This is a genomic window from Enterococcus sp., from assembly GCF_032555305.1.
GTDB lineage: Bacteria > Bacillota > Bacilli > Lactobacillales > Enterococcaceae > Enterococcus_A.
In genome coordinates, this window is the sequence record NZ_JAWGOQ010000035.1 from 41,850 (window position 1) to 53,970 (window position 12,121).

Consider the following 12,121-nt stretch of genomic DNA (forward strand, 5'->3'; position numbering starts at 1 on the left):
TCCAACAAGCTTTGCTAATTCCAATATTTTCAAGCTTTAGTCAGTAAATCCCTTTTTTTAAGACTCATTCCTGGATCGTCACTAAATAACTATTGACCACACCAGCTTTAGCTATATATACACGGAACCGGTCACAATCCTCCCGTTCAAGAAGCTTTGGTAGTAAGTAGTCCTCAATCACATAATCTTCGGTCGCATCCTTTTTAAAATGGACTGTTTCAGAAAAATTCTCGCCATCTAATCCTTTACTGGAATCAAAACCGAATTTTATAATGACATCCTCAGTTTTATTACTTTTACGCGCCAATGAATGGCATGTAGCCAGTCTATAAGAAAAATATCCTAGCACGATAGACATATCTTTTTCATTCTCGTAATCAAAATAATCTTGCCATTCCTCCTCAAGCTCGCCGTCCCCTTCCATTATAAATGCTGTGATTTCTTTGAGTTCCTCTACTGTCAGATCATTATCGAAAATTTCAAATTCCTCCTCATCTGGCAATTCTAAGATCCGATAAAGGATATTGCCCTCCTTATCCACAACATCGCATTTGAACAATGATTGATTATCTAATGTCGTGATCCAAACGACCCGAGTCGCACGATACTCGCCAAAAGGGTGCTTATTCTTTACATATTTTATCTTCATCTATCAATCTCCCACTTCAATCTGTCTATTTCAATAGTAGAAAAAGCAATCCAACCGCTTTCATAATTTTGTATGACGCTTCGCACTTTTTACTGCAGATTTCTTCTATTAGTATAAGGGCGTCAAAGCCGGCTGACTAGAGAAAACACAATAGTAAAAAAAACTAATTATTTAGAAAAAATAAATCTATTGACAACTTCACCAAAACGCCAATTTAATCACAAAAAAACTCTAACTTTAGCCACAAAGTTAGAGTCAATGATTACTCGATTTCAATATTAAAGCTACGCATCAGATTTAAGGTCGCTTCGTGCAATTGGTTGCTTGCGACAAGCTCTGAGTCCACGTAGAAGTTGGCTTCTGGAAGAGCTCCCTGCAATGCCAAGGTATTGGCTAACACACATAAGCTTAATTCCACGCCAACGACTTCGATGCGGCTTTTTTCTTCTTTTCGTTCTTCTATTAATCCTCGAACACGGATCAAAGATTCCGGCGGCAAGGCGTAATAGTTCTTTTTGAAGACGTATTCCTCTGGTAAAGGAGTCAAGTCCTCAACGATCTGCAGCCTCTCCAGTTCTTCGGATTCATTTTTATGCTCGATCGGAATATCTCTGGTGAAAAGGATCAGCTCGTCAGATGCGCGCGCCTTTTTCAGACGCTGCTGTATCTTTGGAATGATCGTATTTGCACCTGCAACGAAGTTCTCATCCTTTTCGTCCAAGATACGTTTTTGCATATCCACAATCACTAGCATCGTGCTTACCTATTTGATCTGCCCAAGAAGAATGAAACGATCAAGACTAGGATGATTGCACCGATAATTGAAGGCACTAGCGCCATACCGGCTAATGAAGGTCCCCAAGAACCTAACAATGCTTGTCCCAATGCTGAACCAACTAGTCCGGCTACGATATTCGCGATCCATCCCATGCTGCTTCCTTTACCTGTAATTGCTCCGGCGATTGCACCGATGACTGCTCCGATAATTAATGACCATAATAAACCCATGATAAATTCCTCCTATGTTGTAAATGTTTGTGTAATTATTTTACGCGTGATTCTTGATTTTCTTCGATTTTTTCTTGTGCCTTATCTGCGCCATTACTCATCGCATCTTTAGCTTTGTTTGTTTGTTTTGAGGCAAATTCGCCAGTCGTTTTCGCTGCACTGGTTACTTTGTCCTGCACGGTTTCGCTGTCTGCTTCAAATTCTTCTTTGGTTTTGATATCTACCACACGAATATTTACTTCGATCACGTCCAGATGAGTCATCTTTTGAACTTCATCGCGAATCACTTTTCTGATTTTATTCGCAACTTCTTCGATATCTTTGCCATATTCCACCACGATATCCATATCAACTGCAACTTGTTTTTTGCCAACTTCTGTTTCGATCCCAGCAGTCACATCGTCTGTATTGACCAATTTTTCTTTTGCGTTTGAGAAAAATCCGCCGTCAACTCTTAGGAGCCCATCGATTTTTTCAATCGCGACACCGATAATTTTTTGGATCACTTTGTCATCATAAACTAAATCACCTTTGACTGTTTCATCAGCATTTGTGTTTGTTTGATTTGAGTTTGGTGTAACTGCCTTCTCATTAAAGTTTTTGTTTTCAAAATTGTTTTCCATAGTAAAATCCTCCTGATTGTATAAAAATAGTTGTTCGTTCTCTTCTGCGGAAAAAACCTTTAATAGTTCTTTCTATCACTAAAAAGTTCATCCAGCATGCCTGTTTGTTCAAAATAATAACCAAGTGCTGTGCCTAGACCTGTCAATAAAACGATTAACAGTGTTTTAAAAAAACCGATCGACACAAACAATATCGCTAGAATCAAGCCTAATGCCCCGAAAATAATCGGGAGCTTGTATTGATGATATAAATCCTTCATGGGACTCCCTCCTATTCCACTCGTGAGCGATTTTCTGTTGGCTCTTTGTCTTCCTCATAAGACGTATACGCAACGTTTACTTTTACCTTTTCTTGACTGCCTAGAATCTCCTGCAGCTCCTGCTGGATCTCTGCCATCAAGGCATTCGTTTTCCCGATTAATGAAGAGGTCCGAGTCAATTGACCCTTCACTTTCACTTTTATCTGTCTTTTTGTTGCTCGTACCTTAACGTTGGGTGATGCTACGAAGCCCATCCCTTGTAATTTCGAACGAACAAACCCTTCGATGGCTCTTTTATCTAAAGATAGTCGTCCCTTTTCTTCCTTTAAAACAAAAGTTTGTTTGACCTTTGGATAGAAGATTAGAACCAAAATACCAATCAAAAGGACAACCGCAAAGACGAGCGCTACCCAAAACAGGTATTGCCGAAACATATAATTGGTTAGCGTACTTCGTAAAAACTCTCCTCGACCGATGCCAAACGGTAAATTTAAATAAGGCGAAGTAAATGCGATAATGACTAATAGAACAGACATCAAAATCAGGGAAAGAACGATTCCGATGGTTTTTACTCCACGGTTCATAGGTGCACCTCCTTTAAAGGACATCTCGTTAGCAGCTGTGATAAGCTGTTAACGGTTTTTCACACGTGCCATTGCAGCAGCTGGTTGCCGCTTTTTAAACACCAGAGCAACCATATTGATGATTAATGAAATACCAAGTGCTTCGATCAAATGGATCATTGACAATCCCTCCTTAGAGATTAATTGCTTCTCCACCAGTAACACCATAAATTTGTGCAGTAACATAACTTGCATCATTTGACGCTAAGAAGACATATACTGGAGCTAATTCTGCCGGTTGACCCGCTCTGCCAAGAAGTGAATCTTGTCCAAATTCAGGCAGTGCATCTTTCGGTTGACCTTGATCCAATTGCAATGGTGTCCAGATAGGACCTGGTGCAACGCCGTTTACCCGAATCCCTTTTTTCGCCAATTGTTGTGCCAAGCCAACAGTAAAGTTCGCGATCGCGGCTTTTGTCGCTGCGTAATCCATTAGATGATCACTAGGATTAAACGCCTGAACAGAAGTTGTTGTGATAATGCTGCTTCCAGCAGGTAGATGTGGCAAAGCTTTCTGAACAAGTGCAAACATCGAAATAATGTTCACCTTAAAGGTGTCCTCTACTTGTTTAATCGGTAACTCTTCAATCGATTCCTGAGAAATCTGTTGCGCTGAATTCAACACTAAGGTATCTAACCCATCAAACGCTTCGACCGTACGTTTCACCATTTCCTGCGGCGCATCATCATGGCGTAGATCATAAGCCAGTAATAATGCCTTTCTTCCTGCTGCTTCGATCAGTTCTGCGACTTCTTGTGCATCCTCTTCTTCACCAGGGAAAAATTGGATAGCGACATCTGCTCCCTCTCGTGCATAGGCAATCGCTGCCGCACGACCAATACCAGAATCTCCTCCAGTAATTAATACACGACGATTTTCTAATTTTCCACTACCAACATAGCTTTCTTCGCCACAATCGGGTTGCGGCTTCATTTCGGTTTGCAGTGCGGGAGTTTTCTGATCCTGTTTCGCAAAGGTCCCTCCGTAAAATAGTTCTCTAGGATCTTTTAAAATTGGTTTCATAAATTATCTTCCTCACTTTCTAATTATATCCTAACGCCCTTTGTATTATTTTCACAACATTTTGCTCATAATATCCAAATTCACATTATTTAAGCGTCCTGTTTGACATTATATTGAGGATAAGTTATGTAAAATTAATTAACGCTTAAATTACAAATAACTTTTCTGTTAAACTTGTTAGTAAACAAGTCAAATCACCCTTCTCAATAGATAATCATCAATAGAGGCATCAAAAGATGAGCACTGCAAAAAAGAAACGATGACAATTTCCCTGAATATCGAATGACCGTAAAAGAATCACTTCGTTTCCTTCAATTATTGCGTGCTTAGAAAAAAGACCAAAACGAACGAACTCGTTTTGGTCTTCATTGCTTCCTATACGTATTTTGGGATCTGCTTGAATCAATTATTTTCCGTTTCGTTTCAGCCAACCAGCCAGCGCCGTTCCGACTGAAGCGACTCCTAGAATCATTAACCCAAAACCTGCCAGCATACCTGTCCTCGGATAACTCTTGGCTGCGCTTGTCGGATAAGCTTTGCGTGTACTAGTTGGCGCGATCTGATCGTTGTTCTTGATCGGTTTCAAATTCGCGATCGCTGCTTGCAACTCAGACAATACTGTTTTGACTTCGTCTTCAGTCGCGTTCGGGTTTGCGATCACTTCTTGTGCTTTTTTCAAGGCTTCCTCATACTTTTTCCAGCTCTCTTGGGTGTAGTCATTTTTGTTGCGCTTCGCTCCGGTTTCTTTGTTGACGAGTTCCTCCAACGCTGACTTCGTCTTCTTCCATTGCGCGAACAAGGTGAGATTGCCATTTGCCTCCGCAAGTAGATTTTTGACTTCCTGTTGATCAGCAAAGTCTGCCCCTTTGCCATCTGCTTGCGTGTTCCAACCTGTGAACGCATGCTCGACGCGAGTATACTTGTTCGCAGACAGCTTCACTGATTCGTCATAGTTCAATGTTTGTGGCGACAGTTCACCGCTTCCACCATTTGGATCAAAGGTGATCGTGTATTGATTGGCTTTCCATTGAGCACTAAGTTTAAGATTCCCAGTTGTACCTGATTTGATTTCCTGTACAATCATTGGTTGCTCACTAAGCACTCCGGCAATGGTGTCCTCTGCTATCAGCCAGCCTAAGAAAGTGTAGCCAGTCCTTGTTCTGATCGGCAGTTTAATCGTATCTGACTCCACTGTATAGGTAATCGCTGAGAGTGTTGGGTCGTCAAAAGTAATTCGATAGTCAACAAGCGTCCACCTTGCCTTCAACAAACGATTCCCCACTTCACCAACAGAGATACGCTCAATTTTTTTCTCGCCCTCGTACCAGCCATCGAAGGAATAGCCTAATCTGCTTGGTGTAGGTAAAGAATCGATTCCCCGTTCAATCGTATACTTTTGCGAATCAATAGTAGAACCACCGTCACTATCATAATCAACGTTGTACTCGATTGCTTTCCATTTCGCTTTCAGCTTTCGATCCCCGATTTCGCCATCCAAGATGGTCTCGATTTTCGTCTCACCCTCATACCACCCAAGGAACGTGAAGCCTTGCTTACTTGGTATAGGGAAGGTTTTTATCCCTTGTTCCACTGTATACGTTTGATCAGAAATCGCGTCGCCGCCTTGACTATCAAATGTCACTGTATAGTTGATTTGTCGCCATTGTGCAAATAACGAAACGGTACTATTATTCATCGCAGTCAAATTTTTTACTGGCGCCTGATCCTTGTACCCATTTCCCCCACCTGCCTGATCTGTGTTCCATTCCTGGAATTGATAGCCTTTTCTAGTAAATATGTTCTCTGGCAGAATGACCTCTTTGTCATAAGTCATTTCTAATGGAGCCATGTCTCCTATTCCACCATTCGTATCAAAAAGTATCTGATAGCTGTTGGGTTGCCATTGTGCGTAAAGATCAATTATATCCCCATCTACAATAGAAAGATTCTTTACTAATTGTCCATCTTGATAGGTATGCTCTCCTGTCCCATTCGCTTTAGAATTCCACGCTTTAAAGGTATAGCCTACTTTTGAAAAGAGGTTTGGAGATAGTGTTTTTTCTTCGTCATAGTCAAATGATTGATTAGACATTGCACCTTGCCCTGTATTCCCATGAAATCGAACCTCATAAGTGTTTATTAGCCAATCCGCCGTCAATTCCAACGGTGCAGATACCTTCGTTTGAAAATCGAATGGCTCACCTCCTAAAGTCCAGCCGTTGAACTGATGATGTGCTTTTGTTCCCTGATAATTCGGATTAACAACAGTCTTCGTTTCCAATACTCTTTGATTTGAAATCGGATCGCCGCTGCCGCCTGCCAAGTCAAAGCTGACAAGATGACTCTTCTGAATCGAATAAATGTGAACGGCTGTTTGAGCCAGCTCGTTATGCGCCGCAATAAAAGCCGTTGTTGAATCGTATCTCTCTTCCCCATCATCTCGAATCCAATGAGAGAGTGTTTTTCCTTCATTACTAGAAGCAGGAAGCTCTAACAATCCAAAATCTGTCTGAAATTTAAAGGCGTTGCTGATCCTTAAACGATTCAGATTATTGCATCCTGCAAACATGTAGGAGCCATAGTACTTAGGAACACTGGAAGTATCAAAACTTGCCAGATCCAAAGTTGTAAGCGCTAAACACTGATGAAACATGTAGGAAACATTCGTAACCTTTTTAGTATCGAAATGACTGATTTTTACCTCTGACAATAACTTACAACCGGCAAACATATAGGACATGGTCGTCACATTACTCGTATCAAAGTTCGAAAGATCTAAAGAAGCTAGTTTAGAACAGTTGGCAAACATAAAATACATGGTTGTGACCTTCGACGTATCAAACTGTTTCATATTAATCGTCGTAAGTTCTTTACAATTGCCAAACATATACTCCATCGTCGTCACATTACTCGTATCAAAACTCGATAAATCCAAGGTAGTCATCGCATGACAGCGATCAAACATGTTTCGCATCGTTTCAGCCTTCGCAGTGTTGAAATGTGTAAGATCTAACGATAAAACGCTCAAACAATTTCTAAACATATAGGAAAAATCCGTTACCTTTTCTGTATTGAAGCTTGACATATCAATAGACACTAGACTGTTAGAGTTTTCAAACATCCGAGCCATCGTCGTTACATTATCCGTAACAAAGTTCGTCAGATTTAACCCCGTCAATCCTTTACAGGTACTAAACATTTGATACATAGTGGTCACATTTTGAGTATCTAAAGAGCGAATATCCAATGTTTCTAACGAATCACATTGCGCAAACATGTAACTCATATCCGTAATCGCCGAAGTATCCGCATCGCCAAAAGAAACCGACTCAATCGGGGCAACCCCCTCTACTTCATCATAGATATTTACCTTAGCAAACAATCCGTGAAAAGTACCCGTGATTTTCACAGGAAGTTCGCCAGATTCTGCTTGCTCAATCTCAAATGTCTCAGTTGTTTTTTGTAGATGATCACCGAGTACGTCCTCTAAGTCAATCTGAACGGGCATATTATTGTATTTAGCCGGAACCTTAATATGTGTCGGATCACCTGAATATGCAGTAAGCTGCACTCTGCCCTCAAAAACAACCCCAGTCCAATCACCAGAATTTGCTGGCAAATCCGTTTGATCGTCTTTATTTCTTTTAACTGACGAATCCTCTGTTTTAGGAACTGATTTTTCTGATGAAGAAGTTTCGTTTCTAAGAGAAGCACCTGTGGTTTTTGAATCGGATTGAACTCTTGGTTCGTCTGAAATAGTGGTTAAGGTCGTGTCTATTTCTCCCGATTTTTCAATGGTTGAAGCTGCCGTATCTTCCGCAAAAGCCATCATAGGAACCACCAGATAATTCCCCAATAATAAAACAACTAAAAGTATAAAACAAAACCATCGACGACTGCCGTTTTTTGTACTGAAACACCCCTGAAATATTTTCTTTTTCCACGTTTTTTTCATATGTATTCCCCCATTAATGGCCCAGTTTCCAACATACAATTCCTCTTATTTTTATTTTAAAGGAAAAGAATCCAAGAATTGACTAAATAACAATAGTCTAAGCCCATAAAATTAATGGAGTTGAAAGAAAAAGAAATAAGACCAAAACGAAAGATTTGTTTTGGTCTTGTCGGTTATTTAGTTATTTTCCTTTACGTTTCATCCAGTTTTCTGCCGTATAATCGGAAACGATAATTGAAAAAAACACCCAACAAGAAACTGTTGAGCGTTCGGATTGAACCTACATGAAACTATTTTGAGGATTCACTTTTCTTTCCAGCTAAAAGCTGAAAATTCTTCACCGTATCAACAACACTTTCATGCTCTACATTTGTCACATCAAAGTGCAGCAACTTGAAGGTCGTTTCCAAAATAAAGCTGATGCCGAAGACCGAAATAACCGTTCCGATCCCCACCCTCGCACCAAGCAGCCAGCCGATCAACAGGACAGTCCCTTCGATGGCCCCGCGAACGATCCCAATCGGTACATTCGGCAGTCGTTTGCCCAGTGCCACCATCAGCGCATCCCGCGGACCGCAACCCATTGATGCTCCGATATAAAAGTAGCTGCCGACACAGATCGACACCTGACCCAGCAGAAGCATGAATACCCCCGAAAAGAAATTGTTCATCTGGGGAATAATATCGAAGGCTTGGATCATATCGACAAATACCCCGATCAAGATCGTGTTGAGAATCGTGCCGAAGCCGATCTTTTCCTTTAACAAAACATCGATAACTAAAATAAATAGACCACTGATAATCAAAATATTTCCGTACGTTTGATTTGTCAGATTCGCGACCCCCATACTAAAGGCCTCCCAAGAAGCCAAACCAATATTTGCCTGAATCGTCAAAAACGACCCTAACGCAAATAAAAACAACCCGAATATCAGCCTCACCAGCCGAACACTATACCCTTTCATTTGACCCCTTCTTTCTATTCTCTAAACATCAGCATCAAGATTCTCGTCTCTTCATCCGTCGTATTCATATACTTGTGATTGCAATTCGCTAAAAATTGGATCGCTTCGCCTTCCTCCAGCACAAAACTTTTTTCCCCAACTTGAATATCTAATACTCCCTGCGTACAGATAATGTATTCCCGAATCCCCGCTTCATGATATTCCGACATCCGCTCTGAATGCGGCGCGATCACATGGCGCAAAATCTCAAACCTTTTATCCGGATCAAACTCGAATAAATTGTAGGTATCAAAACCCTCCGAAGTCGAATAATGCTTCGTCGTACTTTTTTTGATCACCGAGACTTCAGGCGTCTCCATATACGTCAACTGCGCTAATGGAATATTGGTCCCAGTACAAATTTTCTCCAGCATTGAGATTGTTGGACTCTTGGTGCAGCGCTCGATCTCACTCAGCATGCTTTTACTCACGCCCGACAAACGCGCCAAATCATCCAACGTTAAATTTCGTTCCTGCCGAATTCGTTTGATATTGCGACTGATCATTTCATTTGCTGAAATCATTGAAACCTCCAAATTACTATCTTGGATAAAATCCACTATAGTGTAAAACTAATCGTATTCACCCGATTTGTCAATAGGATGAAAAAAGTGAATCCTTATCAAAACTCTTTTATAGGCTACAAAAAAACGAACTGCCGACCCATAAGCTGGCAATTCGTTTTTACTATTAAAATATCGTTGGAACTAATCCGCCATCCAAACGTAATGCCGCTCCAGAAAAGGATCGCGCATAGGGACTTGAGACAAAAGCAGCGAAGCGTCCGATCTCTTCTGGGCGGATCAAACGCTGGATTTGCGAAAGCGGGCGGTGATTTTTCATGAAGTCACTTTCCCATTCGCTTTCTGGGATATCGGTCTCGCTATACATGTCCACCAGCATCTGCTGCACACCCTCAGTTAAGGTAGAGCCCGGCATGATTGTGTTGATCGTTACATTAGTGCCCTTTGTTAACTTAGACAAACTTTTCGCCAACGAAAGATTCATCGTTTTTGTCATGCTGTATTGCGGCATCTCACCCGAAGGCATGATCGCCTCTTCACTGGCGATAAAGATAATCCGACCAAAATCTTCCTCCAGCATCGTTGGCAAATAAAATTTAGCGAGGGCATTTCCCGAATAAAAGTTCACATCAATAAAATGCTGCCAAACCTCATCCGTGAGGTCAAAATAATCTGTCGGCTGAAAGATCCCCATATTGTTGATCAAAATATCAACTGTTGGATAAGCCTCAAACAGCTTTTCCCGCTCACCTTCCTTGGATAGATCGTAAGCGGCGGCTTGCGGGGTTGTTTGTGGAAATACCGATTTTATTTCTGACACGACTTCATCGACCGCCTGACCATGTCGCCCGTTTACGATGACATTCGCCCCTTCTTTTGCCAGCTCCCATGCTATGGCCTTGCCGATTCCTTTAGTTGAACCAGTGACCAACGCTGGTTTTCCTGATAAGCCTAATTCCATTTCAAAATCCCCCAGTTTTTTCAAAAAATTCGATAACGTGATAATCGAATTCTAATAGCTTGTTGGAGGAGCTGTCAATTAGTATGATCGCCGGTCAATCGTAACGTGTTCCTTACGTCTACAGCGTTTCTCTATATTGGAACAAGCCAAATAGCCCGCTGGTTAAACGGGCTTAAAAAATATTCAATTGAATTGCCTGCTGATCCGTATCATACCAACGTTGGATTTCTGATCAAACAGACTCAGCTCGCTACTCGCGTTTCCGGACGCGTTCTAGCAGCCGCTTACGTTTTTTCTTAGGATTTACTGGTGGCGATTCCTTGTTTGGAACATCCACCTGTTCTATTTTTGCTGACGCTTCTTCAATTGTTGCAGAAACAATCAGCTTTGCTGGAACGGATTGATCATCCGCTTCAATATCCTCCAGTGTCGTACGCGCGGGTAAACAAGCGTTCAACAGGAGAACAACATACTCTTTACTTAAATCCCACGAATGGACATTCGCTGGCAATTCAATGGTCTGGATCAACCAGCCCGGTTTCGGAAACTCGTTCGTAATGTTCAATTCTTCTGGACCGTGAATATCTTCGATCGCTTCTGTGTATTCTATATAATTAACAGGCTCTTGCACCTGTGGAATGGGACTTGCTTCAATTGGGTCTGATTTTTCATGTACTACTTGCACGGGTGTTGGTTCTTCCACCACAAACGAAGTGATTGGCGTTTGATTTACGCCCTTCTTCGCTGATTTTTTTTTGTCAAAAATTATTCTTTCCTTCTTTTCGATCACCGTCGCATGACGGACTTTATCAAATAGGCTGATATCATTCTTATCGAAAATACTCAGCTTGGTCAATTTCGATAATGAGGCTTTGATTTCATCCACGTCTTTCGTCGGATCAAAATCTTTGAAGCGCAAATGATGGGCTCTGCCATCGCTTCTGCCGAATTCGGCATCGAGTGCCAGTGCTGATGCTGTGACTTTCATAGAATTCCTTCCTTTCTTTCGTATTTTTCCCTATTCAACTCACTGGAGCGAGCCAGCCAATCCTGTTAACGGTACCTCGATAAATTGGGTAAACAGCCCCTTCAGTTTTTCAGTGATCGCCGAATAAGTTTTCGCTGGGAATAGCTTAATTTGCAATAACCGCCATTCTTTCTTCTCGAAATACTCCGCGAAATACATGTAAAGCTCCCGTAACACAGCGGTTGAACGTGTGTGCATAAAGATGTGCTTCACCAATTCAGGCAGCATAAAAGAAAAATCCTTTTCGCATAGTTCATCTCGTACCTGAAGCGCTACCAACAATTCGATCGCGCCATTGCCGTCATTCGTATCGTGATAATAGTGATTGATGCGTTTTTCCAAGTTTTTGCGTGTTAGGCTGAATAGTTGTCGTTCAGATAATCCGTGTTCTTTCATAAACTCTTTCTCCTTTTCAAGTTGCTTATTTAAGTTGTACTCTTATTTTTTTCAATCGTGGATGATG

General features: G+C 41.4%; 13 protein-coding genes. All 13 read right to left on the reverse strand.

The window, feature by feature from the left end; translation table 11 throughout:
- Window positions 1–64 precede the first annotated feature (64 nt).
- Window positions 65–649, reverse strand: coding sequence for a hypothetical protein (locus E6139_RS19825; RefSeq protein WP_316405270.1), 585 nt, complete (start codon window positions 647–649; stop codon window positions 65–67).
- Between the two features lie 262 nt (window positions 650–911).
- The gene (locus tag E6139_RS19830; RefSeq protein ID WP_316405271.1) at window positions 912–1,403 is read right to left on the reverse strand and encodes an isochorismatase family cysteine hydrolase; all 492 of its coding nucleotides are present in this window, start codon (window positions 1,401–1,403) and stop codon (window positions 912–914) included.
- Between the two features lie 5 nt (window positions 1,404–1,408).
- Window positions 1,409–1,657: a GlsB/YeaQ/YmgE family stress response membrane protein gene (locus E6139_RS19835; RefSeq protein WP_316405272.1), complete on the reverse strand. Its 249-nt coding sequence runs from the start codon at window positions 1,655–1,657 to the stop codon at window positions 1,409–1,411.
- A 35-nt stretch (window positions 1,658–1,692) separates the two neighbouring features.
- Complete coding sequence (locus tag E6139_RS19840) at window positions 1,693–2,280, reverse strand: Asp23/Gls24 family envelope stress response protein (protein ID WP_316405273.1); 588 nt, start codon at window positions 2,278–2,280, stop codon at window positions 1,693–1,695.
- Between the two features lie 59 nt (window positions 2,281–2,339).
- Window positions 2,340–2,540: a DUF2273 domain-containing protein gene (locus E6139_RS19845; protein ID WP_316405274.1), complete on the reverse strand. Its 201-nt coding sequence runs from the start codon at window positions 2,538–2,540 to the stop codon at window positions 2,340–2,342.
- 11 nt (window positions 2,541–2,551) lie between these two features.
- Window positions 2,552–3,124: an alkaline shock response membrane anchor protein AmaP gene (amaP, locus tag E6139_RS19850; RefSeq protein WP_316405275.1), complete on the reverse strand. Its 573-nt coding sequence runs from the start codon at window positions 3,122–3,124 to the stop codon at window positions 2,552–2,554.
- A gap of 172 nt (window positions 3,125–3,296) precedes the next feature.
- The gene (locus tag E6139_RS19855; protein ID WP_316405276.1) at window positions 3,297–4,187 is read right to left on the reverse strand and encodes an SDR family oxidoreductase; all 891 of its coding nucleotides are present in this window, start codon (window positions 4,185–4,187) and stop codon (window positions 3,297–3,299) included.
- Window positions 4,188–4,593: 406 nt separating this feature from the next.
- On the reverse strand, window positions 4,594–8,142 hold the full coding sequence (locus E6139_RS19860) for an InlB B-repeat-containing protein (RefSeq protein WP_316405277.1): 3,549 nt from the start codon (window positions 8,140–8,142) through the stop codon (window positions 4,594–4,596).
- A gap of 290 nt (window positions 8,143–8,432) precedes the next feature.
- Complete coding sequence (locus tag E6139_RS19865) at window positions 8,433–9,107, reverse strand: hypothetical protein (protein WP_316405278.1); 675 nt, start codon at window positions 9,105–9,107, stop codon at window positions 8,433–8,435.
- Window positions 9,108–9,121: 14 nt separating this feature from the next.
- Window positions 9,122–9,670 carry an XRE family transcriptional regulator gene (locus tag E6139_RS19870; protein ID WP_316405279.1) on the reverse strand — a complete coding sequence of 183 codons (549 nt, stop codon included), beginning with the start codon at window positions 9,668–9,670 and terminating at the stop codon, window positions 9,122–9,124.
- Between the two features lie 166 nt (window positions 9,671–9,836).
- Window positions 9,837–10,631 (reverse strand): SDR family oxidoreductase, encoded by a 795-nt coding sequence (locus E6139_RS19875; RefSeq protein WP_316405280.1) that lies wholly within the window; start codon window positions 10,629–10,631, stop codon window positions 9,837–9,839.
- Between the two features lie 250 nt (window positions 10,632–10,881).
- Window positions 10,882–11,619: a hypothetical protein gene (locus tag E6139_RS19880; protein ID WP_316405281.1), complete on the reverse strand. Its 738-nt coding sequence runs from the start codon at window positions 11,617–11,619 to the stop codon at window positions 10,882–10,884.
- Window positions 11,620–11,658: 39 nt separating this feature from the next.
- Entirely contained in the window at window positions 11,659–12,054 is a 396-nt protein-coding gene (locus E6139_RS19885; RefSeq protein ID WP_316405282.1) for a hypothetical protein, read from the reverse strand.
- Window positions 12,055–12,121: the final 67 nt, after the last annotated feature.

Coding starts and splice junctions, on each gene's coding strand:
- E6139_RS19855 (WP_316405276.1), bottom strand. CDS start 4,187: ATGAAACCAATTTTAAAAGATCCTAGAGAACTATTTTACGGAGGGACC.
- amaP (WP_316405275.1), bottom strand. CDS start 3,124: ATGAACCGTGGAGTAAAAACCATCGGAATCGTTCTTTCCCTGATTTTG.
- E6139_RS19885 (WP_316405282.1), bottom strand. CDS start 12,054: ATGAAAGAACACGGATTATCTGAACGACAACTATTCAGCCTAACACGC.
- E6139_RS19875 (WP_316405280.1), bottom strand. CDS start 10,631: ATGGAATTAGGCTTATCAGGAAAACCAGCGTTGGTCACTGGTTCAACT.
- E6139_RS19860 (WP_316405277.1), bottom strand. CDS start 8,142: ATGAAAAAAACGTGGAAAAAGAAAATATTTCAGGGGTGTTTCAGTACA.
- E6139_RS19825 (WP_316405270.1), bottom strand. CDS start 649: ATGAAGATAAAATATGTAAAGAATAAGCACCCTTTTGGCGAGTATCGT.
- E6139_RS19865 (WP_316405278.1), bottom strand. CDS start 9,107: ATGAAAGGGTATAGTGTTCGGCTGGTGAGGCTGATATTCGGGTTGTTT.
- E6139_RS19845 (WP_316405274.1), bottom strand. CDS start 2,540: ATGAAGGATTTATATCATCAATACAAGCTCCCGATTATTTTCGGGGCA.
- E6139_RS19830 (WP_316405271.1), bottom strand. CDS start 1,403: ATGCTAGTGATTGTGGATATGCAAAAACGTATCTTGGACGAAAAGGAT.
- E6139_RS19835 (WP_316405272.1), bottom strand. CDS start 1,657: ATGGGTTTATTATGGTCATTAATTATCGGAGCAGTCATCGGTGCAATC.
- E6139_RS19870 (WP_316405279.1), bottom strand. CDS start 9,670: ATGATTTCAGCAAATGAAATGATCAGTCGCAATATCAAACGAATTCGG.
- E6139_RS19880 (WP_316405281.1), bottom strand. CDS start 11,619: ATGAAAGTCACAGCATCAGCACTGGCACTCGATGCCGAATTCGGCAGA.
- E6139_RS19840 (WP_316405273.1), bottom strand. CDS start 2,280: ATGGAAAACAATTTTGAAAACAAAAACTTTAATGAGAAGGCAGTTACA.